Source organism: Pseudomonas rustica, assembly GCF_049959085.1.
Taxonomy (GTDB): domain Bacteria; phylum Pseudomonadota; class Gammaproteobacteria; order Pseudomonadales; family Pseudomonadaceae; genus Aquipseudomonas; species Aquipseudomonas rustica.
Map to the genome: position 1 here is coordinate 2,879,869 of NZ_CP188200.1, position 25,734 is coordinate 2,905,602.

Sequence of the window (25,734 nt, forward strand, 5' to 3'; positions counted from 1 at the left end):
ACAGTTGGGCGGATGGCGAAGTTTCGATTGATTAACGGGATACAGTTTCGTGTTTGCGATCAAAACCGCCGGGGCGGCACAATGTGCGTCTGCGTTTTTGATCTCAGGGATGAATGCAATGGACTTACCCCGTAACTGGCACCGGCGCTTTGCCGAGGCCACCGTCGAACAACAAACCATTGGCGAATCCCGTGCCGACGTTTGGCGCATTGCGTCTGCGAATTCAGCACCGCTGTTTGTGAAGTCCGAGCACGTCATGCACTGGGGCGAATTGCCCGGCGAGGTCGCGCGGCTGCGCTGGATGGCAAGCCAGAATCTGCCCGCGCCACGCGTGCTCGACACTGCCACCGAATCGGATAAAAACTGGCTATTGATGACGGCCGTGCCCGGGCGTGATCTGGCTAGCAGCCCGCACCTTGCGCCGCAGCAGATCGTCACACTTGTCGCCAACGCTTTGCGTGAACTGCATGAGGTTGCAATCGATACCTGCCCGTTCGATCACAGCCTCGACCCGAAAATAAAACTGGCTCGTGAGCACGTGAATGCCGGGTTGATCGATGAAGAGGATTTCGACGATTCGCGCCTCGGTCGATCTGCTGAAGATGTCTTCCAACAGATGCTTGCGGATCGCCCGGATCACGAAGATCAGGTGGTGACTCACGGCGATGCGTGCCTGCCCAACTTCCTCGCTGACAACGGTCAGTTCAGCGGTTTTGTCGACTGCGGCCGATTGGGTGTGGCGGATCGTTATCAGGATCTGGCGTTGGCCGCTCATAGCATCACGCACAACCTCGGCGAGGCGTGGGTGCCGGTGTTTTTCGAGGTTTACGGCGTGCAGCCGGATCAGCGACGGATTGCCTTTTATCAGTTGCTTGATGAGTTTTTCTGAGGCGAATGCACCCTTTCGCTGTCACTGAAGATAACCGTGAGGCCCTTCGCGAGCAGGCTCGCTCCCACATTTAATAGCATTCCAAAGTGGGAGCGAGCCTGCTCGCGAAGAGGGAGCATCAGATTACTGATCTGTTGACTGACACACCGCGATCGCCAGCAGGCTCCCACATTGGGTTTTGCATGTATTCAGTTATAAAGGTTGTGGACCGAATAAACCTGTAGGAGCTGTCGAGTGAAACGAGGCTGCGATCTTTTGATCTGCCGTTGAAAATGTCAAAAGATCGCAGCCTGCGGCAGCTCCTACAAGACGCCATCGCGACCGGCACAGTATTCGAGCTCAACGATGCGGATGCACGGTCATCGCGACCAGTTTGATCACGATCGGCCGCACCACGAGGATGCACAGAAACGCCACCGGCATCGCCAGCTTGTAGGCGTGCAGCGCATTACTCAGGTAGTCGTTATCAATGCCTGAATTGGCGGCGGTAATCACCAGCGACATCAGAAAAGCCATGATGGTCGCCATGTACAACGCAAACACATACGGCGTCGCTCGCGCCGAAAGCTTGCGGCGACTGACATAAACGGCTTCTGCATTGCTTCTTTGATTCATAGGGCTTTCCATCCATTGACAGGGAGCGGGCACGTTAGCAAAGCCCTGGCCCCTCAACTAGACGGCCAAATGCAGGTGCTTTATAAAGCAGAACTTACGAATCAATCCCTTCCGGCAGGCCATCGATGAATCTGTTAGCGGCGATTGCCAGTTTTATCAAAGTGGTCGAATCCGGCTCTATCGTCGGCGCCGCCAAGGCGTTGGGCGTCAGTGCCGCAGCGGTCAGCCAGACCATCAATCGCCTGGAAACACACCTTGGTGTGCGTCTTTTGCAACGCACTACCCGGCGCATGGCACTCACCGAAAACGGCGCGGTGTACTACGAAAAGGTCAAGCGGATTGCGGCGGATCTGGAGTCCGCGCAAAGTTCGATCAATCGCGAAGACAGCGAACTGCAAGGTCGCTTGAGCATCGCCTCGACCTCGGCGTTCGGCCGGCATGTGCTGGCGCCGCTGATTGCCGGTTTCGCCGCGCAACATCCGCGCCTGCTGATCGAGCTGTCGACCACCGACGGCAAGATCAATCACATCCAGGACGGCATCGATCTGAGCTTGCGGATCAAGCCGCAACTAGAGGACGGCATCGTCGCGCGCAAGATCGTGTCCCTGCCCTTCATCATGTGCGCCGCGCCGGCTTATTTGCAGCGCGCCGGCTGGCCGCAATCGCCTGACGATCTGCAAAACCATGCGTGCCTGGCGTTTCGTTACCCCTTGGACGGGCGCTTTCTGCGCTGGAGTTTTATCCGCGATGGCCAGCGTTACGATGCCGATATCAACGCGACCGCGATCAGCGACGACATCGACGCGCTGACGCAAATGGCAATCCACGGCGCCGGCATCACCCGACTGGCGGAGTTCGTCGCGGCTCCGTATCTGCAAAACGGCCAGCTGCTGCCGTTGTTTGCACAACGCGACGACGCAACTTGTGCGGTTGTCGAGCCCATGGAGATTTTCGCCTGCGTGCAGGAGCGCGCGGCGATGACGGCCAAAGTCAGAGCGTTTATCGAATATTTGACCGAGCACCTGAAGCAGCGCTGGCCGATGGATTTTTGATACAAGTCGAACTCGCCCAAACGCGCGGAATCAGGCACAGTCGCGCCTCGGTGATCGCTGTACATCCTTCTTGGAGAACCAAAACAATAATGCTCACACCTTCACCCCAAACCTTCCGCGGCAGTTGCCTCTGCGGGGCCGTCAAATACCAGATCCGCTCACGGCCAAAAGCGCTTTCGCACTGCCATTGCAGCCAATGCCGCAAAAGCCACGGCGCAGCATTTGCCAGCTACGGCAGCGTGATGCGCGGCAATCTGGAATTGTTGCAGGGCGGTGATGACCTCAAGTCCTACCAGTCTTCTGAATCGGTGGTGCGCCAGTTCTGCTCGCACTGCGGCTCGTCGATGTTCTGGTCGCGGGCACAGGGTGAATTTGCCGAGTGGGTTTCGGTGGCACTGGGCACGCTGGATACGCACTTCACCTCGGACAATCAGAAGCACGTCGAGCTGACGTCTAAGGCGTCGTGGTACGAGATGGCGGATCAGCGGCCGAAGAGCCGCGCGTGAAGAGGGTAAACGGTGGTCGGGTTGATGCGACGGTTTCAGACGCCCGACGATCTGCTTAACTGAGTGGTTGCAGTTCTTCATTAACGGAGGCCAGCCATGAAATTCAGTCATTCACTCACCGCACTGTTGGTAGTCGCCAGCCTGTTCGGTTGCGCCTCTGAATCCAAGCCCGGCGCAAACGTGACGCTCACCGCCACTCGCCAAAACAGCGGGCAGATCGGCAACGTCACGCTCGCCGACTGGGGCAAGGAAACTGGCTTCAGCTTCTTCATCAGCGGCGCACCCAACGGGGCTTCCCTGCCCTTGCGTCTGTACACCTTCGTCAACAAAGGCAGCTGCGCACAGCCTGGGCCCTTGGCGTATGCGATGAACGACAAGGTCAACACCGAACGCCAACCGGTGCGTGGTTGGGCCTTCTCAAGAAGCGCGCCGGTGCCGTTGTCGACGTTGCTGGCCGGTGAGTATTACGTGGTGGTGCGCACGGCCGCGACTGATGGGAATGTCGATATTTTCTGCGGCGATATCCGCCACTAATTGAAGCTGTGTCTGACAGACCGCCTTCGCGAGCAAGCCCGCTTGTATGGTAGGACTCGAAGGGGTGGGTGGGACCAAAAGCCAGCTTCTGACTGTTAGCCCAGTACAGACTGTGGGAGACATCGGCCCCACCCCTTCCACCAAAGCGCCGATAAAGAATGCTTCGTTCTCTTCAGCGACGATAGAAACAAGCCTGCGCCTCTTGGTGAAACCCTTCGAGTGGAAAAACCTTACAGCGGGAGTGCGAAACATGGCAATGGAAGTGAACCAATTTATTGTCGGTATCGATGTTGCGAAGGCCGAACTGGTCGTTCATTTCCAGGACAGCGGCACGCAGATGTCGCTTACCAATACCAAGCCTGAAATCAAGAAATGGCTGAGGCAGCAACCCGCCAATACTGCCTTGTGCGTTGAAGCCACCAATGTCTTGTATGGTAGGACTCGAAGGGGTGGGTGGGACCAAAAGCCAGCTTCTGACTGTTAGCCCAGTACAGACTGTGGGAGACATCGGCCCCACCCCTTCCACCAAAGCGCCGATAAAGAATGCTTCGTTCTCTTCAGCGACGATAGAAACAAGCCTGCGCCTCTTGGTGAAACCCTTCGAGTGGAAAAACCTTACAGCGGGAGTGCGAAACATGGCAATGGAAGTGAACCAATTTATTGTCGGTATCGATGTTGCGAAGGCCGAACTGGTCGTTCATTTCCAGGACAGCGGCACGCAGATGTCGCTTACCAATACCAAGCCTGAAATCAAGAAATGGCTGAGGCAGCAACCCGCCAATACTGCCTTGTGCGTTGAAGCCACCAATGTCTTGTATGGTAGGACTCGAAGGGGTGGGTGGGACCAAAAGCCAGCTTCTGACTGTTAGCCCAGTACAGACTGTGGGAGACATCGGCCCCACCCCTTCCACCAAAGCGCCGATAAAGAATGCTTCGTTCTCTTCAGCGACGATAGAAACAAGCCTGCGCCTCTTGGTGAAACCCTTCGAGTGGAAAAACCTTACAGCGGGAGTGCGAAACATGGCAATGGAAGTGAACCAATTTATTGTCGGTATCGATGTTGCGAAGGCCGAACTGGTCGTTCATTTCCAGGACAGCGGCACGCAGATGTCGCTTACCAATACCAAGCCTGAAATCAAGAAATGGCTGAGGCAGCAACCCGCCAATACTGCCTTGTGCGTTGAAGCCACCAATGTCTATCACTTGGACGTGGTGGAGATGGCTTATGAAAAAGGCTTCAAAGTCTATGTTGTTGATGGTTTTCAGCTTAGCAATTACCGAAAAAGTATCGGCGGTCGGGTTAAGACTGACTCGAGCGATGCCGCTTTACTCGCTCGTTATTTGGAGCGAGAAGGCCGGGAGCTGCGCGCTTGGACTCCGCCACCAGCAGTGTATGGCAAGCTTCAAAGCCTCCTGCGCCGCAGGGCTGCGCTGGTCACAATGCGTACGGCTCTAAACCAGAGCTGGAGCAATGAAAAGCTACTGAAAACCGCCTTCAAGAGTTTCACCAAGCAAATAGACAGGTTGGATCTGCTGGTTCAAAAGAAACTCAAGGAGTTGCTCAAAGAGGCAGGATTACTTGAGCAGGTAGCTCGCTGCCAAGCCATCGAAGGGATCGGTTTTTTGACAGCCACAGCCTTGGTGATGGCGTTTATCCGAGGTGAGTTCAAGAGCAGTGATGCTTACATCGCTTTCATTGGCATGGACTTGAGAATTTCTGACTCTGGGGAAAAAACCGGACGTCGTCGTTTGACCAAGCGAGGCTGCTCGGAAATTCGCAGGCTTTTGCACAACGCCTCCATGTCCGCCAGCCGCACAGCGGCCTGGAAGGAAACCTATGAGCATCATCGAAACAAGGGCAAAGCCACCACTGAAGCGCTGGTGATTTTGTCACGTAAACTCGCGCGTATTGCATACGCGCTGCTGAAGAGCGAGAAAGCATACGTCAGCAAAACTGCCTAAAAAACGTTGTTCGCAACCATAGAATCTCCCACAGTTTGCTTTGGGTGTTTTCAGTGAGGGAGGATGTATTTTTCGATGGCTTGGGCGACGCCGTCTTCGGTGTTGGGGGCGGTGACTACGTCGGCTTGGCGCTTTACCGCGTCCTCAGCCTGGCCCATGGCAATCGATAATCCGGCGCAATGGAACATCGCCGGGTCGTTGCCGCCGTCACCGATCGCGGCGGTCTGTTCCAGCGGGATGCCCAGGTGCTCGGCAATCGTCGTCAGTGCGGTGCCTTTGTTGGCTTCCAGCGCGGTCACGTCGAGGTACACCGGTTGTGAACGCGAGACTTGCGCCATGCCGTTGACCTTCGGTATCAAGCGCGCTTCCAGTTCGATCAGCAGTTCAGTGTTGTTGCTGGTCGCGACGATCTTATCGATGCGCTCCAGATACGGCTCGAAACTCTCAACCACCACCGGCGGATAGCCGAGCCCATGCTGTTCGCGCGGCACCATCGGCCCGTGCGGATCCTTCAGCAGCCAGTCGCCGCCGCTGAACACCCAGATTTCCACGTCCGGTTGATCGGCGAACGTCGCCAGTGCAATCAGCGCGGTGGTGGCCGGCAGGTAATGTGCGGCCAGCAAACTGCCGTCCGGATTGACGATGGTGCCGCCATTGAATGCCGCCGTCGGCAGATCAACGCCCAAAGCTTCGATCTGCTGCAACATGGCTTTCGGTGGACGCCCGGTGGCGAGGCTGAACAACACGCCCGCCTCACGCAAGGCACGAACCGCATCAATGGTGCGCTGGCTCAGCGTGTGATCGGGCAGCAACAGCGTGCCGTCCATGTCACTGAGCAGAAAACGGATGGGTTGTTTCGGCAGGTCACTCATCCGAGGCCATGCCAGACGCGACCATCGCGAGTCAGCAAGTCTTCGGCGGCTTGCGGGCCATCGTCACCGGCAGCATAAGTCTGCACGCTCGCGTCCTGTTGCCAGGCATCGAGGAACGGTTGCACGGCGCGCCAGCCGTTCTCGATGTTGTCGGCGCGCTGAAACAGCGTCTGATCGCCGGTCAGGCAGTCGTAGATCAGGGTTTCGTAACCCGTCGACGGCTGCATCTCGAAGAAATCCTTGTAGGCAAACCCCAACTCGATATTGGCCATGTTCAGCGCCGGCCCCGGCCGTTTCGCCAGCAGGTCGAACCACATGCCTTCGTTGGGCTGGATCTGGATGCGCAGGTAAGTCGGCTGCAACTCGTCGACTTCGGTGTCACGGAACTGCGCATAAGGCGCCGGTTTGAAGCAGATGACGATCTCGGTGTCGCGCACGCTCATGCGCTTGCCGGTGCGCAGATAGAACGGCACGCCGACCCAGCGCCAGTTATCGATCATCACCTTCAGCGCCACGTAGGTTTCGGTGCTGCTGTCCGGCGCGACGTTGGGCTCCTGGCGATAGCCGTTCAAGGCTTTGCCGTCGACTTCGCCGGCGCTGTACTGGCCGCGAACCGAGTTGGCGCGCGCCTCTTCGGTCGTCCACGGACGAATCGCGCCAACCACTTTGGCCTTCTCGCCGCGCACCGCGTCAGCGCCAAACGCCGCCGGCGGTTCCATGGCAACCATGGCCAGCAACTGGAACAGGTGATTGGGCACCATGTCGCGCAGCGCACCGGTGTGTTCGTAAAAACTGCCACGGGTTTCAACACCGACGGTTTCCGCCGCAGTGATCTGCACGTGGTCGATGTAATGGTTGTTCCAGAACGCTTCGAACAGGCTGTTGGAGAACCGGCTGACCAGAATGTTCTGCACGGTTTCCTTGCCAAGATAATGGTCGATCCGATAGATCTGCTTCTCGGACATCACCTTGAGCAAACAGGCGTTGAGCGCTTCGGCGGTGTGCAGATCGGAGCCGAACGGCTTCTCGATCACCACCCTTCTGAACGCTTCAGGCGTTTCTTCCAGCAGTTTCGCGGCGCCCAGTCGGCGCACCACTTCACTGAAGAAACGTGGCGCGGTGGCCAGATAGAACACCGCATTGCCAGTGCCGCTGTCGGCGATTTTCGCCGCCAGCGCGGAATAGGTGCTGTCGTCCAGGAAGTCGCCCTGGACGTAGCTGATACCTTTGGCGAGCTTGGCCCACAAGGCCGGATCAAGCATCTGATCGCCCTTGCCGACCTTCGCCGCCACTTCGGTACGGATGAAGTCTTCGAGCTTTTGCGCGAAGGCTTCATCGGTAATGGCGTTGTGGTCAACGCCGACGATCCGCAGATTCTCGTCAAGCAGGCCGTCGCGACTGAGGTTGTACAGCGCCGGCATCAGCAAGCGCTTGACCAGGTCGCCGTGGGCACCGAACAGGAACAGCGTGGTCGGTGGAGCGGGTTCTGCCTTGGATTTCTTGCGGATCGTATGACTCATTTCTTCGGTGTCTCCACATGGCCGCCGAAGCCGAAGCGTTGGGCCGAAAGAATCTTGTCGCCAAATGTACCCTGACCGCGCGAGCGATAGCGCGAAAACAGCGAGTTGGACAGCACCGGTACCGGCACCGCTTGTTCCATGGCCGCTTCGATGGTCCATTGACCTTCGCCGCTGTCCGCTACCGAACCGGAGAAGCCGTCGAGTTTCGGATCGCTGGCCAGCGCATCAGCCGTCAGATCGAGCAACCACGAGGACACCACGCTGCCACGACGCCAGACTTCGGCGATGTCAGCCACGTTCAGATCAAAACGCTGATCTTCCGGCAGGCGCTCGCTGGATTTGGTCTTGAGGATGTCGAAGCCCTCAGCGAACGCGGCCATCATGCCGTACTCGATGCCGTTGTGAATCATCTTCACGAAGTGGCCGGCACCGGCAGGACCGGCATGGATGTAGCCGTGTTCGGCGCGGTGGTCATCGGACTTGCGATCCTTGGTGCGCGGGATATCACCCATGCCCGGAGCCAGTGCAGCGAACAGCGGGTCGAGGCGCTGCACGGTTTCAGCATCGCCGCCGATCATCATGCAATAGCCGCGCTCCAGGCCCCAGACGCCGCCCGAGGTACCGACGTCGATGTAGTGCAGGCCCTTCTCGTTCAGGGCCTTGGCCCGGCGAATGTCATCCTTATAGTTGGTGTTGCCGCCGTCGATGATGGTATCGCCGGCCTCCAGCAGTGTGCTCAGGGTGTTGATGGTGTCTTCGGTCGGCGCGCCGGCCGGCAGCATGACCCAGACCGCACGCGGTTTGGCCAGACCGGCAACCAGTGCCGGCAAGTCGGCGACGCCCGTGGAGCCCTCGGCGACCAGGTTATCGATGAAAGCGGTATTGCGGTCGTAAACAACGGTGGTGTGACCGTTGAGCATCAGACGCCGCGCAATATTGCCGCCCATGCGGCCCAGTCCAATAATCCCGAGTTGCATGTGCTGATGCTCCTTACTACAAATAAATGTGTGTCATTGGTTATAGCCCAACGCGACTGATAGGAGGTTAGTCCAGAGCGTTGCGATGAAGTTTCCGGGCATTGTGCCCGATCCAGACTGATAACGCCCCGAAACGTGGCGAAGACACACCGACCATGAAAAATAAAAAAGTTCCATTCACAGGCAAAAGAAATCAAAATTGGCGCCGATAGTAAGTCACTGCCCCAAAACGGGGGTGGTTTACAGTTGAGACACGCCATTTGCGAGGTGAGCAATGGGCACAGTACACACAGCAATGCCGCCACAAACCCTGTACGTGACAATCCGTCGCGATGAATTGCGCCAGTTGAAAGACGAGCGCGACCAATTGAAACAGGAGCTGGCGCAGCTGCGCGCGCTGACTCAGGGCCCCGCCTCCAAGCCGCGGCCGGTTGTCCTTCGCGCGCCCAAAGCTTGATCCCCGCCTCTTTCGGGAACGGCCTGTGTCGTTCCCGACATGATTCACTTCCTGTTGTAACTCGCAACTAACAAAGTTTTCACATTGCCTTGCCCATACTCCGGCGCATTCTGGCCGGGCGTTCGCGTTCGGCCTCCGTTCGTCGGTTTCATGCTCTCGTTTCATGAAGCGTTCCGGCGGTGGTTGTGAAACAGAGCTGGAGTGCTGAATGGCATTGTTCAAACGCAGCAAAACGACTGCGACAGGTTTTGACTGGGCCGGTTTTCTCTGGCTGTTCGTTTTCTTCTGGTACTTCTCGGGTATTACCCAGCTGCTGATCCAGTTGACCGGCACTTCAGGCTTCACCGGTTTCCGTCAGGCGTTTGTGATGAGCGCCATCTGGCTGGCGCCGATGCTGCTGTTCCCCAAGCGCACGAAACTGATTGCCGCCGTGATCGGCGTGGTGCTGTGGGCCTGCTCGATGGCCAGCCTCGGTTACTTCTTCATCTATCAGCAAGAATTCTCGCAAAGCGTCATCTTCATCATGTTCGAGTCGAACATCTCTGAAGCGGGCGAGTACATGACCCAGTACTTTGCCTGGTGGATGGTGCCGGCGTTCCTTGCTCACACCTTGTTCGCCTACTTCCTGTGGACGCGTCTGCGCCCGGTGTACATGCCGCGTGGCCGTGCCTACGTGGCTGCCGCCGCGATCGTGATTGCAGTGGCTGGCTACCCGCTGATCAAGCAAACCATGCGCACCGGCAGCTTTACTGAAGGCTTCGAGAAGTTCGAAACCCGCATCGAGCCGGCCGTGCCGTGGCAGATGGCCGTGGCCTATCACCGCTACGTCAACACCCTCGCCGACATGCAGGACATGCTGCACAGCGCGAGCAAGATTCCGCCGCTGAAAAACCTGCAGGACGCGTCGGCCAATCAGCCTGCGACCCTGGTGCTGGTGATCGGTGAGTCGACCAACCGTCAGCGCATGAGCCTTTACGGCTACCCGCGCAAGACCACGCCGGAACTGGACAAGCTCAAAGACCAGCTCGCGGTGTTCGACAACGTCATCACCCCGCGCCCTTACACCATCGAAGCCTTGCAGCAAGTGCTGACCTTCGCTGATGAAGAGAATCCGGATCTGTACCTGTCGACGCCGTCGCTGGTCAGCATGATGAAACAGGCTGGTTACAAGACCTTCTGGATCACCAACCAGCAGACCATGACCAAGCGCAACACCATGCTTACGACCTTTTCCGAACAGGCCGACGAGCAGGTGTACCTGAACAACAACCGCAACCAGAACGCCGCGCAGTACGACGGCGACGTGATCGAGCCGTTCAACAAGGCCCTGACCGATCCGGCACCGCGCAAGTTGATCGTCGTGCATTTGCTCGGCACGCACATGAGCTACCAGTACCGTTATCCACCGAGCTTCGACAAGTTTCAAGATCGCACCGGCGTACCGGCCGGCGTGCGTGACGATCAGGTGCCGACTTACAACAGCTACGACAACGCCGTGTTGTACAACGACTTTGTGGTGTCGAGCCTGATCAAGGACTACGCCAAGTCCGATCCGAACGGATTCCTGCTGTACCTCTCCGACCACGGTGAAGACGTGTTCGACTCGGTCGGCCACACCACGTTGGGCCGTAACGAGAACAAACCGACAGCGCCGATGTACACCATTCCGTTCATGGCGTGGGCATCGCCAAAGTGGCGTGAAAACCACAACTGGAACTTCGCCGCTGATCTGGATCGGCCGTACAGCAGTTCGCACCTGATTCACACCTGGGCGGACATGGCCGGTTTGAGTTCCGATGAGCTGGATCGCAGCAAGAGCCTGGTCAGTGACAGCTTCAAGCCGCGTCCTTTATTGATCGGCAACCCGTATGAGAAGCAGCAACGTGCCTTGATCGACTTCAGTCTGATGAAGCCGAAAAAACCTGCAGAGGCACCACCCGAAGTGGCGCAACAGCAATAACGTAAAGGGGCCAAAAAGGCCCCTTTTTCATGCCCACCATTCCCCTGTAGGAGCTGCCGAAGGCTGCGATCTTTTGATCTTGTCTTTTAAAAACAAAGCCAAAAGATCGCAGCCTTCGGCAGCTCCTACGGGGTTTTGAAACATCTTCAAATAACAATATTTCTTGTTTGTTACTAAATCGCATCCGCCCTCTTCGTCTTTGAACCAAAGGATATTTCCCCTCGAAGACAAGGAGTCGGCTGCGATGTTCGCGCCCATCACCCGTTCCATGACCCTCACCCTCGGCCTCTGCGGTGTTGCACTGAGCCCTGACTTGCTGGCCGAAACAGACGTTGAAAAACAGCCAGAGCCAGCCTCTACGGCGCTCGAACTGGCGTCGACCAACGTTACCGCCCAAGGTTTGGGCACCACCACCGAAAACACCGATGCCTACACCACCGGCGCCATGAGCACCGCGACCCGGCTGAACCTGTCGATCAAGGAAACCCCGCAATCGGTGTCCGTGGTCACGCGTCAGCAAATGGACGATTTCAAACTCGGTACCTTGTCCGAAGCCATGAGCCAGACCACGGGTATCGTCGTGCAGCACAACGATTCGGATCGGGTCGGTTATTCGTCGCGCGGCTACTCGATCAACAATTTCCAGATCGACGGGATGCTCAACACCTTCGACCGGATGAAGACCGATGCCGACACCATCATCTACGACCGCATCGAAGTGGTACGCGGCGCTACCGGCCTGACCACGGGCGCTGGCGACCCTTCGGCGACGATCAACATGGTGCGCAAACGCCCGACCGCTCAATGGCAGGCGCTGGCCGGGGTCAGCGGCGGCAGTTATGACGATTACTACAGCTACGTCGACGTTGGCGGGCCGCTGGCGTTCGATGGTCGTTTGCGCGGGCGCACGGTGCTGGCGTATCGCGACAGCCAGTCGTTCCGCGACAGCTACGCCCTGCAACGAGAAGTCGGCTACGGCATTCTCGAGGCGGATCTGACTGACTCCACCGTGTTGGCAGTGGGTTATGACTATCAGGACAAACAGGTTCAGGGCACCTCGTGGGGCACCCTGCCGTACTGGAATGCCGATGGCACCAAGGCCGGGCTCGGTCGTTCGACCAACATGGCGACGTCATGGAGTTCGTGGCCGCTGCGCGATAAAACCGCGTTCGCCACGCTGGATCAGCAACTGGCGGGCGGCTGGCGCCTGAAAGCCGCCTATACCCACCGCGACAGCGATGTCGACGGCAAGGTTTATTACGGCGGCACCGGGTTCCCGGAAGCCGATCGCAGCGGCATGTACGCCTACCGGGGCCATATGCTCAGCAATCAGAAAATGAATGTGTACGACTTCAATCTGTCCGGCCCGTACAGCCTGCTCGGCCGTGAGCACGAAATGATGCTCGGTTACGGCGAGGCGAATCACCGTTCGTATTCCCCGTCCATCGTCGCGGGCGCGGTGCCTGCGGGTTATGACAGCATTCGTGACTGGAAATACATGGGCGATATCGCCAAGTTCTCCGACACCGTTACCGGCCGCACCGGCTCGCGCAGCAGCACCCGCCAGAAGGCCGGCTACATCGCCACGCGCCTGAGCCTGACCGATGAACTGCACGCGGTGATCGGCAGCCGCTACGGCAGTTGGGAAGGCAAAAAGGACGATCGTTACTATGACGAGAACCTGCAACTGACCAGCGTCGACAGCACCACTCAGCGCCAGAACGACATCTGGACGCCGTACGCCGGTCTGCTCTACGACCTGACGCCGGAATACACCGTCTACGCCAGTTACACCGATATTTTCAAACCGCAGAGTTACCGCGACAGCAGCCGCAACTACCTGGATCCGGTGGTGGGCAGTAACTACGAAGTCGGCCTCAAGGGCAGTCTGCTGGAAGAACGCCTCAACGTCGCGACAGCGGTGTTCTGGAGCAAGCAAGACAACGTGGCCGAACTCGACGATTCGGTACCACCGGATCCGGCTAGCGGCGAAGAGTTTTATAAGTCTGGCGGCAAGGGCAACAAGGTCAACGGTTTCGAAGCGGAAGTGTCTGGCGAAGTGATGACTGGCTGGAACATGACGGCAGGTTACACCTATACCCATTCGGTCAATGGCGATAAACAGCGCACCAATACCAGTTCGCCGTTGAACATGCTGCGCGTATCGACGGCGTACCGATTGCCGGGTGATTGGCAGGCACTAACGGTGGGCGGTGCGGTGAATTGGCAGAGTGCGATGTTCGACTACGCTGATCGACCGGTCGGGCGTGAGGCGAATGGTGATTTCATTACAGAGAACACCAAGATTCATCAAGGTGCTTACACCGTGGTCAAGTTGATGTCGCGTTATCAATTCGACGAGCACGTGTCGGCGTCGCTGAACGTCGACAACCTGTTTGACGAGAAGTATTACGACAATGTCGGCTTCTACAACGGCGTTTTCTGGGGTGATCCGCGCACGGTGACGCTGAGTCTGGACTGGAAGCTTTAGTCCCTCCCCTGTCCGAGTAGTGCAGGGTTTATCGGTGGTGAGGGGATTTATCTGTGGCGAGGGGATTTATCCCCGATGGCCTGCGCAGCAGGCCCCCTTCTCTTTCAGATCAAAAGAGGGGCCGCTGCGCGCCCCATCGGGGATAAATCCCCTCGCCACAGATAAATCCCCTCGCCACAAGTATTAGGGTGTTAACCCCGAGTTAATTCCTGAAGAACACACTCGCTTTCGAGTTCTGCTTCATGGACGAACGGCTCCGACTTGTTCAGTAGGAGGCACCATGAAAACCACGACTGTAATGCTTGCCGGGCTGCTAGCCCTTGGCTCTGCCAGCGCTTTTGCCGAAGGGGGCGCCGAACGCATGCGCTACTACTTCAACAACTTTCCCGTTCACCACGCGCAAAGCGAACAGGTGAGCGACGCCAAGACCAAAGAACTGCGGGTTCCCGACGACCAGACGGCCCAAGTGACCGAGTCTTATCGCAACTGAATCACCGATGGACCTGCGTGGACTGTGCTCCGGTCACCGCAGATGACAGTTGGGCGCCCTGTTGGGGCGCCTTTTTTTATGCCTGCAAATCCTTGATCCAGAACAGCATGCGGCCGTGCTCCGGGTTGAACATTCCCGGGGCAAAACCGAATTTGCGGTAGGAACCCTGGGCAACGTCGTTGCCTTCGAGCACTTCAAGGGTGATCTTGCAGCAGCCGCGCTGACGGGCGATTTCCTCGACCTTGCGCAGCATCTTCTGGCTTAAGCCCATGCCGCGAAACCTGTTCACCACGGCCACATCGTGAACGTTGACCAGTGGCCGGCAGGCGAACGTCGAAAAGCCTTCAAAGCAGTTCACCAAACCGGCCGGCTCACCGCCAACGAACGCCAGCACACTGAACGCGTGCGCTCGGCGCGCGAGCTCTTCCGGCAGGCGTTGCAGCAGCTCGGGGGCAATCGAATGACCGCCGCCCATGGGATCTTCTGCATAGTTGTTGAGTACCACGCCGATGGCCTCGGCATGCACTGGATTGGTGTAGCTGGCCTGAAGTACAAGAATTTCTGCGGAATCCATTTCCATCCCCAAACACACAACCCCGGCGCGCAAAGTGCGCACTGATAGGCTGCCTGACCTTAGCGCGAGCACGGTGTTGTCGACAAGATCAAAAGATCGCAGCCTTCGGCAGCTCCTACATGGATCCCATTCCCCTGTAGGAGCTGCCGAAGGCTGCGATCTTTTGCTTTTGAAAAATCAATGCCCCCAAATCAGCTCTTCCGTCCAGCCGAGTTCGGCGAAGTCTTCAGCCCGCAACCCGGCCTCTCCCCCGCAGAAAAACTCGTCCAGTTGCGGCGGCTTCACCGAGGTAGCGCTGAGCATTGCGTGCACCTGCCCACGATGATGAATCTGATGTTCAAACAGATGCGAAAGCATGCGCAATCGGCTGTCATGTTGCGGCGTGTCGCGGGCGATGGTGACGATTCGGCTCAGATCGACATCGCGCATCTGCTCGCAATAGGCGATCAGCCGACGATCCACATGCGCCTGTTCTTCGCGCAGGGGCGCAGCCTCGGTAAACGGCTCGTCCTGATTGAAAAACACGTAGCAATCCGGATGCGGCTCGGCTCCGCGCAACTCGCGCTCCAGCGCCTCGACATAGAACCAGTCGCAAGTGAGGATGTGATTGAGGGTTAGACGAATACTGGGGAAAAAACTGATGCGCGGCGCGGCGAGATCCGCGCCATCGAGCTGCATCCAGGCCTTGGCCAGACGATGGTTCGCCCAAGCATTTTGATAGGCCATGGTCAGCAAATGATGGGACAGCGGCTGGGTCATGTTGGCGCCCTCTTCACTCACGCTTCGGCAAAGCGCTGCAATTGCATCTCCTGCAAACGGCTGAGGGTGCGACGGAACGGGAATTCCAGATAACCCTCGGTGTACAGCGCATCCATTGGCACTTGCGCCTCAATGTACAGCGGCACCTTGCGGTCGTAGCACTCGTCGACCAGGGCGATGAAGCGCCGTACACCGTCGTCATGCACCGACAACTGCGGCAACTCGCGATCCCCCGCCGCCACGCGCTCGGCGTTGTCCTCGGTGCCACGGGCAATGCGCCCTTCGCGTTTCTGCGCGCTGAGGTTGGGCACCTCGCTCAACAGAATAGACTGGTAGGCATCACACAGCGCGATGAAATCCATGGCGGCGAACGGTTGCTCGCAGAGATCGGCGTAGCGACACCAGAGCACCGTCGCACTGGCCTGCACTACGTTCAACACGCGGTGGCCGACCGACACAGGCTCAGCGCTGGCGGGTTGCCCGGCGTTCAGTGTCTGAAACACCTCATCCAGCGCGCTGCCCTGCTCCGGCGTAGCGACGAAGTAACGCTGCAGCCCGGTGCCGGGGTGCAGACGATGGTCTTCGGCGCCGTTCACCGGCACCACCTGCATGTGCGCCTTGATCGAAGCGATTGCCGGCGTGAAGCGGTCACGGTTGAAGCCATCGGCGTACAGATCATCCGGCGGCAGGTTGGACGTGCAGACCACCACCACGCCTTCGTCGAACATCACCTGAAACAGCCGACCGAGAATGATCGCGTCACCAATGTCGTTGACGAACAGTTCGTCGAAACACAGCACCCGCACTTCGGCTGCCAGTTCCTTGGCCAGCGCGCGCAACGGGTCGGCGATACCGGTCAACTGGAACGAACGCTGATGCACCCAGCCCATGAAATGATGGAAATGTTGCCGCCGCGCCGGCACCCGCAGGCTCTGATAGAACTGATCCATCAACCACGTTTTGCCCCGCCCGACCGGGCCCCACAAATAAACGCCAGTGACCGAACGGGCCCCGGCGTGCAGAGCTTCGTGGCATTTTTGCAACGCCCAGACGGCGTGCTCCTGAGCTTCATCCTGGATGAAGCCCTTGTGCTCGATGGCGTGTTGCCAGGCGCTGAGGGGGGAGTCGAAAGTCATGCGCGGGAGTATGCCACGACCGCCTTAAAAACGGACTAATCGCCGTTACCCAACCAGGCTTGAGAGCACTGCAAAACCCTGTAGGAGCCGAGCTTGCTCGCGAAGGCGGCGTATCAGTAGACACATGAATTGACTGCTCCACCGCCTTCGCGAGCAAGCTCGGCTCCTACAAATACGAGGGTACCGTTCAGCGGAGTGCGTCTTGACAGTGGAATATTACCAGCATCATATTGGCGTCATATTTAAACCGCAATCTTACTGAATCGGATCGGGAGCATTGCCATGCACTACAAGGTTTTTGGCCGTAAAACCGGCTTGCGCGTATCGGAACTGGCGCTGGGCGCCGGCAACTTTGGCACCGGTTGGGGGCATGGCGCAGAGCGTGACGAAGCCAAACGCATTTTCGACGGTTACCTCGAGGCCGGCGGCAATTTCATCGACACCGCCAATGGTTATCAGGGCGGGCAATCGGAGTCGATGCTCAGCGAGTTCATCGCCCCGGAACGCGATCGACTGGTCATCGCCACCAAATACAGCATGGGCACCACGCCGGCGGCCAGTATTTCCCACACCGGCAACAGCCGCAAAAACATGGTGCGCGCCGTCGAAGAAAGCCTGAAGCGCTTGAAGACCGATCACATCGATCTGTTCTGGGCGCACATCAGCGATGGCGTCACGCCGATGGAAGAGATCCTGCGCGGCTTCGACGATCTGGTGCGCGCCGGCAAGATTCACTACGCCGGTTTGTCGAACTTCCCGGCCTGGCGCATCGCTCGCGCCGACGTGCTGGCAGAGGTGCGCGGGTTCGCGCCGATTGCTGCCATTCAAGTCGAGTACAGCCTCGCCGAACGCACCGCCGAACGGGAATTACTGCCGATGGCCGAAGCCCTCGGACTGGCCGCAACTCTCTGGTCGCCATTGGGCGGCGGCTTCCTCACCGGCAAGTATCGCGGCAACGATGACAACAACCGCGCAGCCAAACTCGGCATGCTGGTGCATGCGGAAAAAAGCGCGCGGGAAACGGCTTTGCTTGATGCCTTGCTTGCGGTTGCCAGTGAGATCGGCGTTAGCCCCACTCACGTCGCGATTGCCTGGCTGCGCGAAAAAGCCAAGCGCTCGACCACGGCGCTGATCCCGATTCTGGGTTCGCGTACCCGTGAACAACTGGATGCGACGTTGGGGGCGCTAGCGGTGCAACTGAGCGATGAACAACTGGCGCGGCTGGATGGTGTGAGTAGCGTGCCGGCGGGCGTGCCGTTCGAGACGATTGCCAGTTCAGCACCCCGCTACACCGGGCCGGAGACGCTGGATCGGCCAATCATTCCAGTGGCCTGACACCCGCAACGCGACACACCCTTGTAGGAGCAGAGCTCGCTCGCGAAGGCGGTGGTTCAGTCAACTCATGCATCGACTGATACGCCGCTTTCGCGAGCAAGCTCTGCTCCTACACAGGCAATTGCGGTTATAGGTCGACTTTGTGTTTGGCGGCGTAGAGGCAAAGCATTTCCATGGCCAATGTGGCGGCGGCCAGTGAAGTGACTTCGGCGTGGTCGTAGGCCGGGGCCACTTCGACGACGTCCATGCCCACCAGGTTGATCCCGCGCAAACCGCCAAGAATCTCCAGCGCCTGCACCGTGCTCAAACCGCCGCACACCGGCGTACCTGTGCCAGGCGCAAATGCCGGGTCGAGGCAGTCGATGTCGAACGTCAAATACACCGGGTTATCGCCCACCCTTGCGCGGATCGCTTCGACAATCGCCTCGCAACCGCGCCGATGCACTTGCCGCGCATCAAGCACCTGAAACCCCATGTTGTCGTCATTGGTGGTGCGCAAACCGATCTGCACCGAACGCGCCGGGTCTACCAGACCTTCCTTCGCGGCGTGCCAGAACATGGTGCCGTGATCGACGCGTTTGCCCTCCTCGTCCGGCCAGGTGTCGCTGTGCGCATCGAAGTGGATCAGCGACAGCGTGCCGTGCTTACGCGCATGGGCTTTAATCAGCGGATAGCTGACGAAATGGTCGCCGCCGAACGTCAGCATGGCCGCACCGGATTCAAGAATCTGCTCGGCATGCGCTTCAATGCTTTCCGGGATGCTGTGCGGCGAGCCGTAATCGAAATCGCAGTCACCGTAATCGACCACTGCCAGATGATCGAACGGGTCGAACGTCCACGGCCAGTGGCGTTCCCAGGCAATCCCGGTAGATGCCGCACGAATCCCGCGCGGCCCGAAACGTGCGCCTGGGCGGTTGCTGGTGGCGGTGTCGAACGGCACACCGCTGACCGCCACATCAACACCGCGCAGGTCACGGCTGTAACGCCGGCGCATAAAACTGGTGATACCGGCGTAAGTGCTTTCGGCAGAGGTGCCATACAGGCTGTCGCGCGTCAGGGCTTGGTCGTTGAGCATCGGCACGTCCATTGGGGTGCTCCTTATTTTTTTGTCGTTACTGGTGGCTACGGAAAGTGGTCCACAGACGCGTGCGCTGACGCATGTCTTTGAGGCTCATGCTGCGGTCGGCGTAGAGCAGCTCGCGCACATTGGCCGGCGGATAGATGTCCGGATCGTTGCGTACCGCTTCATCCACCAGCGGAGTCGCTGCCTGGTTGGCGGTGGCAAAAAACAGCGTGTTGGTCAGCTCGGCGACCGAGTCAGGCCGCAGCATGAATTCGATGAACGCCCGCGCAGCTTCAGGGTGAGGCGCGTCCTTGGGGATGGCCAGGTTGTCTTGCCAGATCAACGTGCCCTCCTTGGGAATGCGGTAAGCGACTTCGAACGGCTTGTTGGCCTTGTGCGCCTGATCCGCCGCCATGCTCGCGTCACCGTTGTAGGTCAGCGCGAGGCAGACCGTGCCGTTGGCCAGATCGCTGATCTGCCGACCCGTGGCGACATACAGCACCGACGGTTGCAGTTTTTGCAGCAGCGCTTCGGCGGCGGCCAGATCAGTTTTGTCGGTGCTGTACGGATCTTTGCCGAGGTAGTGCAGCGCGAGGCCGATGACTTCCTGCGGTGAATCAAGAATCGCGATGCCGCAGTCTTTGAGCTTGGCGGCGTACTCCGGTTTGAACAGTAGATCGAGGCTGTTCAACGGCACGTCCGGCAAGCGTTTTTTCACCGCTTCGACGTTCATGCCCAACCCCAGCGTGCCCCAGGTGTAAGGCACGGCATAACGATTGCCGGGGTCGACCGCCGCCAGTTTCGTCAACAAATCCGCATCGAGATTGGCGTAGCCCTTGAGCCCTTCGTGAGAAATTTCCTTCAGCGCCCCCGCGGCCAATCCACGGGCCAGCACGCTGGACGACGGCACCACCACGTCATAACCGCTGCCGCCGGTGAGCAGTTTGGTCTCGAGCACTTCGGAGGTATCGAACGTGTCGTAACGCACGTGAATGCCAGTTTCCTGCTCGAAACGCTGCAGGGTTCGCGGCGGTACGTAATCGGCCCAACTGTAGAGGTTGAGGGTCTTGTCCTCGGCTTGAGCCATGCTGACAACGGTAAACAGCAACGCGGGGAAACACAGCTTGAACATGGGAGCCATGACGCACACCTGACCGAGGGAAGTGGTTGCAGCGTGCGCCGTCGGATACATTAGAAAAATACCTGAATAGTTATCCTGACTTTATTGCGGAGTAATGTGATGCTCGGTCAGCTCCACGATGTCGATTTGCAGCTGCTGCGCCTGTTTGTCAGCGTGGTCGAGTGCGGCGGTTTCAGTGCGGCGCAGGGTGAGTTGGGGCTCAGCCAGTCGAGCATCAGCCAGCAAATGGCCAAGCTCGAAACCCGCCTCGGTTATCGTCTTTGCAGCCGTGGCAAGGGCGGCTTCAGCGTGACGCCCAAGGGCGAGCAACTGCTGATCGCCGCGCGCACGCTGTTTGAATCTATCGAGACGTTTCGCCATCAATCCAACGGCGTCGCCGGGCGATTGATTGGTGAAGTGCGGCTGGGTATTTCTGAAGCGGTCGATCAATCGGTGCTGCAACGGGTGGCCGAGGCCATTCGGCGCTTTCGCGAGCGTGATGAGTCGGTGCGCATCGAAGTGATCAGCGCGATGCCCGGCGAGATGGAGCGCTTGTTGTTGCGGCAGCGGCTGGATCTGGCGATCGGATATTTTTCCCAGGTGCAAAGTGCGTTCGACTATCACGAGTTGTTCAGCGAAACCCAGCATTTGTATTGCGCGGCGGGGCATCCACTGTTCACCGACGATGCGCCCAGCGATGCGGCACTGGCGGCGTGCGATCGGGTCGATCATCCGTACCGGTTTCTGCGCAGTGACGAGCCGTTTCAGGGCAAGGTGTGTTCGGCCAGATCGGAGCAGGTTGAGGGCACGCTGGCATTTATTTTGTCGGGCAAGCATGTGGGGTATTTGCCGGATCATTATGCGCGGGGTTTGCAGGACAAGGGTTTATTGCGACCGGTGCGTGAGGGTGAGTTGAGTTTCGATGTGGCGTTTCACCTGGCGCGGCACCGGGCGCAAGTGCCGGGGGATGCGCAGAAAGCCTTCGAAGAAGACCTATTGGCTGCCTTCAACCCCCTGTAGGAGCTGCCGAAGGCTGCGATCTTTTGACTTTGCCATTCAAGATCAAAAGATCGCAGCCTCGTTTCACTCGACAGCTCCTACAGGGATTTGGCTACAACACCCAATAAAACCTGACCTTTCAGGCAATTTTTGCTCGTTGCCCTCGCCGCGCTCTTGCGGCATCCTGCGCCTCCATTTTCTGACCCGGCCCCGCCTCGCGGCGCATAAATCACCATGACCGCCTCTGAAAAAGCCCCGCGCAACAACGACTTGATCTACGGTCTCAACGACCGTCCGCACCTCACCGCCACCGTGTTCGCCGCGCTGCAACACGTGCTGGCGAGCTTCGTCGGCATCATCACGCCAACCCTGATCATGGGCGGCGCCCTCGGTCTGCAAAGCGAAATTCCGTACCTGATCAGCATGGCGCTGTTCGTCTCCGGCCTCGGCACGTTCGTTCAGGCCAAGCGTTTCGGCCCGGTCGGTTCCGGATTGCTGTGTCTGCAAGGCACCAGTTTCTCGTTTATCAGCGTGATTCTCAGCGCCGGCTTCATGGTCAAGGCGCGCGGTGGTGGCACCGATGAAATCCTCTCGACGATCTTCGGCGTGTGCTTCTTCGCCGCGTTCATCGAGGTCGCGCTCAGCCAGTTCATCGGCAAATTGCGCATGTTGATCACCCCGGTGGTCACCGGCACCATCATCACTTTGATGGGCCTGTCGTTGGTCAAAGTGGCGATGACCGACATTGCCGGCGGTTTCGGCGCGGCGGACTTGGGCGCGTCCAGCCATCTGTTTCTGGCCGCACTGGTGATCGGCACCATCGTCGTGTTGAACCGCGTTGACGTGCCGTTCCTGCGCCTCGGCGCGATCGTTATCGGCCTGACCCTCGGTTACTTCGTTGCATGGCTGATGGGCACCGTCGATTTCGCTTCGATGCCCGAAGTGCCGCTGGTCAGCGTGCCGGTGCCGTTCAAGTACGGTTTCAATTTCGACTGGGTCGCGTTTGTGCCGATCGCGGTGATTTTCCTGGTGTCGCCGCTCGAAGCTGCGGGCGACTTGACCGCCAACTCGATGATCTCGCGCCAACCGGTCAAAGGCCCGCTGTACATCCGCCGGATCAAGTCCGGCCTGCTCGCCGATGGCCTCAACTCGGCCATGGCGGCGGTGTTCAACAGCATGCCGATGGTGACCTTCGCGCAGAACAACGGCGTGATCCAGCTCACCGGCGTCGCCAGCCGCTATGTCGCCTTCTTCATCGCCGGTCTGCTGGTGCTGCTCGGGCTGTTCCCGATGATCGGCGCGGTGCTGCAATTGATGCCAAAACCGGTGCTCGGCGGCGCTGAACTGGTGATGTTCGGCACCGTTGCCGTGGCCGGGATCAAGATCCTCGCCGAAGCCGGCCTGCACCGTCGCAACATGCTTATCGTGGCGATTTCCCTCGGCATGGGCCTGGGCATTGCCGCTGTGCCGGAGGTGCTGCGCGAACTGCCGCAAGCGCTGCGCAACATCTTCGAATCGCCAATCACCGTCGGTGCGTTGTGCGCTATCGTGCTGAACGTCTTCCTGCCGGAAGAATTCATCGAACTGGAAGAAGACGATTTCGACCCGGAAGCTTCTATTCTTCAGGTCATGGAAAACCCGGACATGCCGTCCAAAGCTGAACCTGGCCAACCGGCGGCTGTCGCACAGTTGAACCGCTGACGTCCGGCCTTTAACAGAAAGGGCTGCACCGGCAACGGTTCAGCCCTTTTTTGTTGAGAGACCGTTTATGCGCCGCGTCCACGCCCTCATTCTGTCGTTACTGTTGCTGTCCCTCAGTGCCTGCGCGCTGTTTCCCAACCGAGATCCGGTAAACATCAACGTGGTCGGCCTCGAACCGTTGCCGAGCCAAGATCTGGAAGTGCGCTTCGCGATCAAGATCCGCGTGCAGAACCCCAACGAAACCGCCATCGACTACAACGGCATCGCCCTCGATCTGGAAGTCAACGGCCATTCGCTGGCCTCGGGCGTGAGCGATCAGAGCGGCACGATTCCGCGCTTCTCCGAAACCATCGTCAGCGTGCCGGTGAGCATTTCCGCGTTCTCGGTACTGCGCCAAACCCTCGGCCTCAGCCAGACGCAAACCCTCGACAATCTGCCGTACGTGCTGCGCGGCAAACTCGCCGGCGGCTTGTTCGGCACCATGCGTTTTGTCGACAGCGGCAAGCTGAGTTTGCCAAAAGCCACTGCCGCGACCTGGTAAAGATGGGTTAGCCTTGGGCGTTCATTGGAAATGCTCAAGGAGGCGGCACGACTATGGAAGAGATACCGACGTTGTACACCGAACGGCTGATCCTGCGCCCGCTGGAACTGGCCGACGCTGATGCCGTGCAGCAGCAATTTGCGCACTGGGAAGTGGTGCGTTACCTGAACGCCCTCGTCCCTTGGCCCTACCCCGCCGACGGCGCCCTCACCTACCTGCGCGACATTGCATTGCCGGCGATGGCCGCTGGCAAGGAGTGGCATTGGTCGCTGCGGCTGAAATCGGCACCTGAACAATTGATCGGCAACATCAGCCTGATGGATGAGCAGGACAACAACCGTGGACTCTGGCTCGCGCCGGCATGGCACGGTCAAGGCCTGATGACCGAAGCCTGCGCCGCCGTCACCGATTATTGGTTCGAAACCCTTGATCGCCCGATCCTGCGGGTGCCGAAAGCGGCGCCTAATATCGCCTCGCGCCGGCTCTCCGAACGCAGCGGCATGCGCCTGATCGGCAGCGATGAAGGCGACTTCGTCAGCGGCCGCTGGCCCCGGGATCTTTGGGAAATCAACCGCGAAGAATGGCTGAGTCAACGCTGAGGAGCTCCCCATGCTTATTGTGTTCAGCGGTTTGCCCGGCACCGGCAAAACGACCCTCGCCAAATCTGTCGCGACGCGGTTAAAAGCCACGTACCTGAGGATTGATACGATTGAACAAGCGATCCGTAACGCCGACGTCCTCGCAGGCGATGTCGGCCGCAGTGGTTATTTTGTTGCGCTTGAACTGGCGCTGGGCAATCTTCGACCGGGTCACACTGTCATCGTCGACTGCGTCAATCCTGTGGCTGAAAGCAGACAAGCGTGGGCCGATGTTGCCGCCTGTGCTGACGCTGCGCTGCTGAATATCGAAGTGATCTGCTCAGACCTGCAAGAGCACCGTCGGCGCGTTGAACAGCGGCAGTCAGATGTTCCGGGGTTGATCCCACCCTCGTGGCAATCGGTGCTTGATCATGACTATGAACCCTGGTCGCCAGCACCGCTCACGGTTGATACGGCGCAACTGAGCATCGATCAAGCCGTCGAACTCATCTTGCTCAACGGGGCTGTGCAAGGTGTGTCTCCCGATTAGCGAAGTTCGTGCAGACGTGTGGTATTAATTCATAAATTTCCAGCAAGGCTGCTTGTTCATGAATCACCGCAATGTGCGCATCGTCGCCCAGCATCTGCTCTCGGACAACTGGTACATCCTGAAGAAGATCGATTTCGAACTGCAACGCCGTGACGGCAGTTGGCAGGCACTCACCCGCGAGGTCTACGATCGCGGCAATGGTGCCACGATCGGTCTCTATAATTTGGCTAAGCGCACCGTCATTCTCATTCGTCAGTTCCGCATCCCGACGTTCGTCAATGGCCATGACGGCTACCTGATCGAAACCGCTGCCGGTTTGCTGGATGACGCCAGCCCTGAAGAGCGCGTGCGCCTTGAAGCCGAAGAAGAAACCGGCTATCGCGTGCAATCGGTGCGCAAGGTCTACGAAGCGTTCATGAGCCCCGGCTCGGTGACTGAACGCCTGCATTTTTTTGTCGGTGAGTATCAGCCGCAGGATCGCATCAGCGATGGCGGTGGTCTGGCCGAGGAAGGCGAAGACATCGAGGTACTGGAGTTGCCGTTTGCCGAAGCACTGGCGATGGTTGATGACGGGCGGATCATGGATGGCAAGACCATCATGCTTTTGCAGTACCTCAAGCAAGTGATGCCGACGTCGCTGGCACGGACGATTGTGGTGTGTGGTTCAGATGATCGGGTAGCGCTGGCCACTGGTAGCAAGTTGCTGCAGGCCGGGCATTTTCCGTTGGTGGCGTCGACAGGGTTCGGTGGCGAGGTTTATCGCGACTATGCGAAGGCGCTGTTGCAGCGCTGCGATGGGGTTTTGCATGTTGGTGGTACCGCCGGGAGCGCCGATCTGATCGAAGAACTGGCTGTGCAACTGGGGCTGCCGATTTATCGCGCCCTCGACGACATACTGGTTGCTAAACAGTAGGTTTGTGGTGGCGCGGCCGGCCTCTTCGCGAGCAAGCCCGCTCCCACAGGGGATCTGCGTCAAACGCGGATTTTGAGCCCGACACGAAACCCATGTAGGAGCGGGCTTGCTCGCGAAGGGGCCCGCCCGTTCACCCTCAA

The 25,734-nt window shown here is 58.8% G+C and carries 28 protein-coding genes; 18 read left to right on the top strand and 10 right to left on the bottom strand.

Annotated elements, in window-relative coordinates; genetic code table 11:
- The first annotated feature begins 118 nt into the window (after nucleotides 1-118).
- Complete coding sequence (locus tag ACP3TY_RS13055) at nucleotides 119-889, top strand: APH(3')-II family aminoglycoside O-phosphotransferase (protein WP_426620224.1); 771 nt, start codon at nucleotides 119-121, stop codon at nucleotides 887-889.
- 339 nt (nucleotides 890-1,228) lie between these two features.
- On the opposite strand, the gene ACP3TY_RS13060 is transcribed toward ACP3TY_RS13055, so the two are convergent.
- On the bottom strand, nucleotides 1,229-1,504 hold the full coding sequence (locus tag ACP3TY_RS13060; protein ID WP_400644250.1) for a DUF2798 domain-containing protein: 276 nt from the start codon (nucleotides 1,502-1,504) through the stop codon (nucleotides 1,229-1,231).
- 125 nt (nucleotides 1,505-1,629) lie between these two features.
- Between ACP3TY_RS13060 and ACP3TY_RS13065 the strand changes: the two genes are divergently transcribed.
- The 6 genes from ACP3TY_RS13065 to ACP3TY_RS13090 all read left to right on the top strand — a co-directional run bounded on the left by ACP3TY_RS13065 (nucleotide 1,630) and on the right by ACP3TY_RS13090 (nucleotide 5,558).
- A complete protein-coding gene (locus ACP3TY_RS13065) occupies nucleotides 1,630-2,556 on the top strand; it encodes a LysR family transcriptional regulator (RefSeq protein ID WP_400644252.1) in 927 nt (308 codons plus the stop codon).
- Nucleotides 2,557-2,645: 89 nt separating this feature from the next.
- Nucleotides 2,646-3,062 carry a GFA family protein gene (locus ACP3TY_RS13070; protein WP_426620226.1) on the top strand — a complete coding sequence of 139 codons (417 nt, stop codon included), beginning with the start codon at nucleotides 2,646-2,648 and terminating at the stop codon, nucleotides 3,060-3,062.
- Nucleotides 3,063-3,158: 96 nt separating this feature from the next.
- Nucleotides 3,159-3,596, top strand: coding sequence for a hypothetical protein (locus ACP3TY_RS13075; protein WP_426620227.1), 438 nt, complete (start codon nucleotides 3,159-3,161; stop codon nucleotides 3,594-3,596).
- Nucleotides 3,597-3,846: 250 nt separating this feature from the next.
- Nucleotides 3,847-4,080, top strand: coding sequence for a hypothetical protein (locus ACP3TY_RS13080; protein ID WP_426620228.1), 234 nt, complete (start codon nucleotides 3,847-3,849; stop codon nucleotides 4,078-4,080).
- Nucleotides 4,081-4,231: 151 nt separating this feature from the next.
- Nucleotides 4,232-4,465, top strand: a complete 234-nt coding sequence (locus ACP3TY_RS13085) for a hypothetical protein (RefSeq protein WP_426620228.1) — start codon at nucleotides 4,232-4,234, stop codon at nucleotides 4,463-4,465.
- A gap of 151 nt (nucleotides 4,466-4,616) precedes the next feature.
- Nucleotides 4,617-5,558: an IS110 family transposase gene (locus tag ACP3TY_RS13090; RefSeq protein WP_159815846.1), complete on the top strand. Its 942-nt coding sequence runs from the start codon at nucleotides 4,617-4,619 to the stop codon at nucleotides 5,556-5,558.
- 50 nt (nucleotides 5,559-5,608) lie between these two features.
- Here the strand turns inward: ACP3TY_RS13090 and ACP3TY_RS13095 are convergent, their stop codons facing one another.
- From ACP3TY_RS13095 to gnd, 3 genes are read right to left on the bottom strand one after another with little or no spacing between them, the layout of a single operon-like run.
- Nucleotides 5,609-6,430, bottom strand: coding sequence for an HAD family hydrolase (locus ACP3TY_RS13095; protein ID WP_426620229.1), 822 nt, complete (start codon nucleotides 6,428-6,430; stop codon nucleotides 5,609-5,611).
- Complete coding sequence (gene zwf, locus ACP3TY_RS13100) at nucleotides 6,427-7,950, bottom strand: glucose-6-phosphate dehydrogenase (protein ID WP_426620230.1); 1,524 nt, start codon at nucleotides 7,948-7,950, stop codon at nucleotides 6,427-6,429. Before zwf ends, ACP3TY_RS13095 begins: the two co-directional genes overlap by 4 nt.
- Nucleotides 7,947-8,927: a phosphogluconate dehydrogenase (NAD(+)-dependent, decarboxylating) gene (gnd, locus tag ACP3TY_RS13105; RefSeq protein WP_401237708.1), complete on the bottom strand. Its 981-nt coding sequence runs from the start codon at nucleotides 8,925-8,927 to the stop codon at nucleotides 7,947-7,949. The genes zwf and gnd overlap by 4 nt, the downstream gene beginning before the upstream one ends.
- 274 nt (nucleotides 8,928-9,201) lie before the next feature.
- Here gnd and ACP3TY_RS13110 point away from each other — a divergent pair, with 274 nt between their 5' ends.
- Both ACP3TY_RS13110 and ACP3TY_RS13115 read left to right on the top strand, forming a co-directional pair.
- The gene (locus tag ACP3TY_RS13110; RefSeq protein WP_426620231.1) at nucleotides 9,202-9,384 is read left to right on the top strand and encodes a DUF6026 family protein; all 183 of its coding nucleotides are present in this window, start codon (nucleotides 9,202-9,204) and stop codon (nucleotides 9,382-9,384) included.
- Nucleotides 9,385-9,592: 208 nt separating this feature from the next.
- Nucleotides 9,593-11,344 (top strand): phosphoethanolamine transferase CptA, encoded by a 1,752-nt coding sequence (locus ACP3TY_RS13115; protein ID WP_426620232.1) that lies wholly within the window; start codon nucleotides 9,593-9,595, stop codon nucleotides 11,342-11,344.
- A gap of 27 nt (nucleotides 11,345-11,371) precedes the next feature.
- Here the strand turns inward: ACP3TY_RS13115 and ACP3TY_RS13120 are convergent, their stop codons facing one another.
- A complete protein-coding gene (locus ACP3TY_RS13120) occupies nucleotides 11,372-11,602 on the bottom strand; it encodes a hypothetical protein (RefSeq protein WP_426620234.1) in 231 nt (76 codons plus the stop codon).
- On the opposite strand from ACP3TY_RS13120, the gene ACP3TY_RS13125 reads away from it, so the two are divergent.
- Nucleotides 11,589-13,835, top strand: a complete 2,247-nt coding sequence (locus ACP3TY_RS13125) for a TonB-dependent siderophore receptor (RefSeq protein ID WP_426620235.1) — start codon at nucleotides 11,589-11,591, stop codon at nucleotides 13,833-13,835. The two genes, ACP3TY_RS13120 and ACP3TY_RS13125, sit on opposite strands and share 14 nt — an antisense overlap.
- Before the next feature lie 280 nt (nucleotides 13,836-14,115).
- Entirely contained in the window at nucleotides 14,116-14,325 is a 210-nt protein-coding gene (locus ACP3TY_RS13130) for a hypothetical protein (protein ID WP_053119794.1), read from the top strand.
- 76 nt (nucleotides 14,326-14,401) lie between these two features.
- On the opposite strand, the gene ACP3TY_RS13135 is transcribed toward ACP3TY_RS13130, so the two are convergent.
- From ACP3TY_RS13135 to zapE, 3 genes are all read right to left on the bottom strand, one after another.
- Nucleotides 14,402-14,899, bottom strand: a complete 498-nt coding sequence (locus ACP3TY_RS13135) for a GNAT family N-acetyltransferase (protein WP_426620236.1) — start codon at nucleotides 14,897-14,899, stop codon at nucleotides 14,402-14,404.
- Between the two features lie 177 nt (nucleotides 14,900-15,076).
- On the bottom strand, nucleotides 15,077-15,658 hold the full coding sequence (locus tag ACP3TY_RS13140; RefSeq protein WP_426620237.1) for a DinB family protein: 582 nt from the start codon (nucleotides 15,656-15,658) through the stop codon (nucleotides 15,077-15,079).
- Nucleotides 15,659-15,675: 17 nt separating this feature from the next.
- The gene (gene zapE / locus ACP3TY_RS13145) at nucleotides 15,676-16,794 is read right to left on the bottom strand and encodes a cell division protein ZapE (protein WP_400748636.1); all 1,119 of its coding nucleotides are present in this window, start codon (nucleotides 16,792-16,794) and stop codon (nucleotides 15,676-15,678) included.
- 282 nt (nucleotides 16,795-17,076) lie between these two features.
- Here zapE and ACP3TY_RS13150 point away from each other — a divergent pair, with 282 nt between their 5' ends.
- The gene (locus ACP3TY_RS13150) at nucleotides 17,077-18,129 is read left to right on the top strand and encodes an aldo/keto reductase (protein ID WP_426620238.1); all 1,053 of its coding nucleotides are present in this window, start codon (nucleotides 17,077-17,079) and stop codon (nucleotides 18,127-18,129) included.
- Nucleotides 18,130-18,256: 127 nt separating this feature from the next.
- Here ACP3TY_RS13150 and speB read toward each other — a convergent pair whose 3' ends face one another.
- The gene (speB, locus tag ACP3TY_RS13155) at nucleotides 18,257-19,216 is read right to left on the bottom strand and encodes an agmatinase (RefSeq protein ID WP_426620239.1); all 960 of its coding nucleotides are present in this window, start codon (nucleotides 19,214-19,216) and stop codon (nucleotides 18,257-18,259) included.
- A 25-nt stretch (nucleotides 19,217-19,241) separates the two neighbouring features.
- The gene (locus ACP3TY_RS13160; RefSeq protein ID WP_426620240.1) at nucleotides 19,242-20,333 is read right to left on the bottom strand and encodes a polyamine ABC transporter substrate-binding protein; all 1,092 of its coding nucleotides are present in this window, start codon (nucleotides 20,331-20,333) and stop codon (nucleotides 19,242-19,244) included.
- Nucleotides 20,334-20,432: 99 nt separating this feature from the next.
- Here ACP3TY_RS13160 and ACP3TY_RS13165 point away from each other — a divergent pair, with 99 nt between their 5' ends.
- The 6 genes from ACP3TY_RS13165 (at nucleotide 20,433) to ACP3TY_RS13190 (ending at nucleotide 25,594) form a co-directional block, all read left to right on the top strand.
- Nucleotides 20,433-21,332, top strand: a complete 900-nt coding sequence (locus ACP3TY_RS13165; protein WP_212546001.1) for a LysR family transcriptional regulator — start codon at nucleotides 20,433-20,435, stop codon at nucleotides 21,330-21,332.
- Nucleotides 21,333-21,545: 213 nt separating this feature from the next.
- Entirely contained in the window at nucleotides 21,546-23,012 is a 1,467-nt protein-coding gene (locus ACP3TY_RS13170) for a nucleobase:cation symporter-2 family protein (RefSeq protein ID WP_426620241.1), read from the top strand.
- Between the two features lie 67 nt (nucleotides 23,013-23,079).
- Nucleotides 23,080-23,553 (top strand): LEA type 2 family protein, encoded by a 474-nt coding sequence (locus ACP3TY_RS13175; protein WP_426620242.1) that lies wholly within the window; start codon nucleotides 23,080-23,082, stop codon nucleotides 23,551-23,553.
- A gap of 53 nt (nucleotides 23,554-23,606) precedes the next feature.
- Nucleotides 23,607-24,152 carry a GNAT family N-acetyltransferase gene (locus ACP3TY_RS13180; protein WP_426620243.1) on the top strand — a complete coding sequence of 182 codons (546 nt, stop codon included), beginning with the start codon at nucleotides 23,607-23,609 and terminating at the stop codon, nucleotides 24,150-24,152.
- A 10-nt stretch (nucleotides 24,153-24,162) separates the two neighbouring features.
- On the top strand, nucleotides 24,163-24,681 hold the full coding sequence (locus ACP3TY_RS13185) for an AAA family ATPase (protein WP_426620245.1): 519 nt from the start codon (nucleotides 24,163-24,165) through the stop codon (nucleotides 24,679-24,681).
- Nucleotides 24,682-24,739: 58 nt separating this feature from the next.
- Nucleotides 24,740-25,594 carry an NUDIX domain-containing protein gene (locus ACP3TY_RS13190; RefSeq protein WP_426620246.1) on the top strand — a complete coding sequence of 285 codons (855 nt, stop codon included), beginning with the start codon at nucleotides 24,740-24,742 and terminating at the stop codon, nucleotides 25,592-25,594.
- Nucleotides 25,595-25,734 lie beyond the last annotated feature (140 nt).

What these genes read in the sequence shown, in the direction of transcription:
- zwf (WP_426620230.1), bottom strand. Translation starts at nt 7,950, where the DNA reads ATGAGTCATACGATCCGCAAGAAATCCAAGGCAGAACCCGCTCCACCG.
- zapE (WP_400748636.1), bottom strand. Translation starts at nt 16,794, where the DNA reads ATGACTTTCGACTCCCCCCTCAGCGCCTGGCAACACGCCATCGAGCAC.
- speB (WP_426620239.1), bottom strand. Translation starts at nt 19,216, where the DNA reads ATGGACGTGCCGATGCTCAACGACCAAGCCCTGACGCGCGACAGCCTG.
- ACP3TY_RS13185 (WP_426620245.1), top strand. Translation starts at nt 24,163, where the DNA reads ATGCTTATTGTGTTCAGCGGTTTGCCCGGCACCGGCAAAACGACCCTC.
- ACP3TY_RS13180 (WP_426620243.1), top strand. Translation starts at nt 23,607, where the DNA reads ATGGAAGAGATACCGACGTTGTACACCGAACGGCTGATCCTGCGCCCG.
- gnd (WP_401237708.1), bottom strand. Translation starts at nt 8,927, where the DNA reads ATGCAACTCGGGATTATTGGACTGGGCCGCATGGGCGGCAATATTGCG.
- ACP3TY_RS13140 (WP_426620237.1), bottom strand. Translation starts at nt 15,658, where the DNA reads ATGACCCAGCCGCTGTCCCATCATTTGCTGACCATGGCCTATCAAAAT.
- ACP3TY_RS13075 (WP_426620227.1), top strand. Translation starts at nt 3,159, where the DNA reads ATGAAATTCAGTCATTCACTCACCGCACTGTTGGTAGTCGCCAGCCTG.
- ACP3TY_RS13160 (WP_426620240.1), bottom strand. Translation starts at nt 20,333, where the DNA reads ATGGCTCCCATGTTCAAGCTGTGTTTCCCCGCGTTGCTGTTTACCGTT.
- ACP3TY_RS13110 (WP_426620231.1), top strand. Translation starts at nt 9,202, where the DNA reads ATGGGCACAGTACACACAGCAATGCCGCCACAAACCCTGTACGTGACA.
- ACP3TY_RS13095 (WP_426620229.1), bottom strand. Translation starts at nt 6,430, where the DNA reads ATGAGTGACCTGCCGAAACAACCCATCCGTTTTCTGCTCAGTGACATG.
- ACP3TY_RS13060 (WP_400644250.1), bottom strand. Translation starts at nt 1,504, where the DNA reads ATGAATCAAAGAAGCAATGCAGAAGCCGTTTATGTCAGTCGCCGCAAG.
- ACP3TY_RS13150 (WP_426620238.1), top strand. Translation starts at nt 17,077, where the DNA reads ATGCACTACAAGGTTTTTGGCCGTAAAACCGGCTTGCGCGTATCGGAA.
- ACP3TY_RS13065 (WP_400644252.1), top strand. Translation starts at nt 1,630, where the DNA reads ATGAATCTGTTAGCGGCGATTGCCAGTTTTATCAAAGTGGTCGAATCC.
- ACP3TY_RS13165 (WP_212546001.1), top strand. Translation starts at nt 20,433, where the DNA reads ATGCTCGGTCAGCTCCACGATGTCGATTTGCAGCTGCTGCGCCTGTTT.
- ACP3TY_RS13135 (WP_426620236.1), bottom strand. Translation starts at nt 14,899, where the DNA reads ATGGATTCCGCAGAAATTCTTGTACTTCAGGCCAGCTACACCAATCCA.
- ACP3TY_RS13085 (WP_426620228.1), top strand. Translation starts at nt 4,232, where the DNA reads ATGGCAATGGAAGTGAACCAATTTATTGTCGGTATCGATGTTGCGAAG.
- ACP3TY_RS13080 (WP_426620228.1), top strand. Translation starts at nt 3,847, where the DNA reads ATGGCAATGGAAGTGAACCAATTTATTGTCGGTATCGATGTTGCGAAG.
- ACP3TY_RS13175 (WP_426620242.1), top strand. Translation starts at nt 23,080, where the DNA reads ATGCGCCGCGTCCACGCCCTCATTCTGTCGTTACTGTTGCTGTCCCTC.
- ACP3TY_RS13125 (WP_426620235.1), top strand. Translation starts at nt 11,589, where the DNA reads ATGTTCGCGCCCATCACCCGTTCCATGACCCTCACCCTCGGCCTCTGC.
- ACP3TY_RS13115 (WP_426620232.1), top strand. Translation starts at nt 9,593, where the DNA reads ATGGCATTGTTCAAACGCAGCAAAACGACTGCGACAGGTTTTGACTGG.
- ACP3TY_RS13055 (WP_426620224.1), top strand. Translation starts at nt 119, where the DNA reads ATGGACTTACCCCGTAACTGGCACCGGCGCTTTGCCGAGGCCACCGTC.
- ACP3TY_RS13170 (WP_426620241.1), top strand. Translation starts at nt 21,546, where the DNA reads ATGACCGCCTCTGAAAAAGCCCCGCGCAACAACGACTTGATCTACGGT.
- ACP3TY_RS13120 (WP_426620234.1), bottom strand. Translation starts at nt 11,602, where the DNA reads ATGGGCGCGAACATCGCAGCCGACTCCTTGTCTTCGAGGGGAAATATC.
- ACP3TY_RS13070 (WP_426620226.1), top strand. Translation starts at nt 2,646, where the DNA reads ATGCTCACACCTTCACCCCAAACCTTCCGCGGCAGTTGCCTCTGCGGG.
- ACP3TY_RS13130 (WP_053119794.1), top strand. Translation starts at nt 14,116, where the DNA reads ATGAAAACCACGACTGTAATGCTTGCCGGGCTGCTAGCCCTTGGCTCT.
- ACP3TY_RS13090 (WP_159815846.1), top strand. Translation starts at nt 4,617, where the DNA reads ATGGCAATGGAAGTGAACCAATTTATTGTCGGTATCGATGTTGCGAAG.
- ACP3TY_RS13190 (WP_426620246.1), top strand. Translation starts at nt 24,740, where the DNA reads ATGAATCACCGCAATGTGCGCATCGTCGCCCAGCATCTGCTCTCGGAC.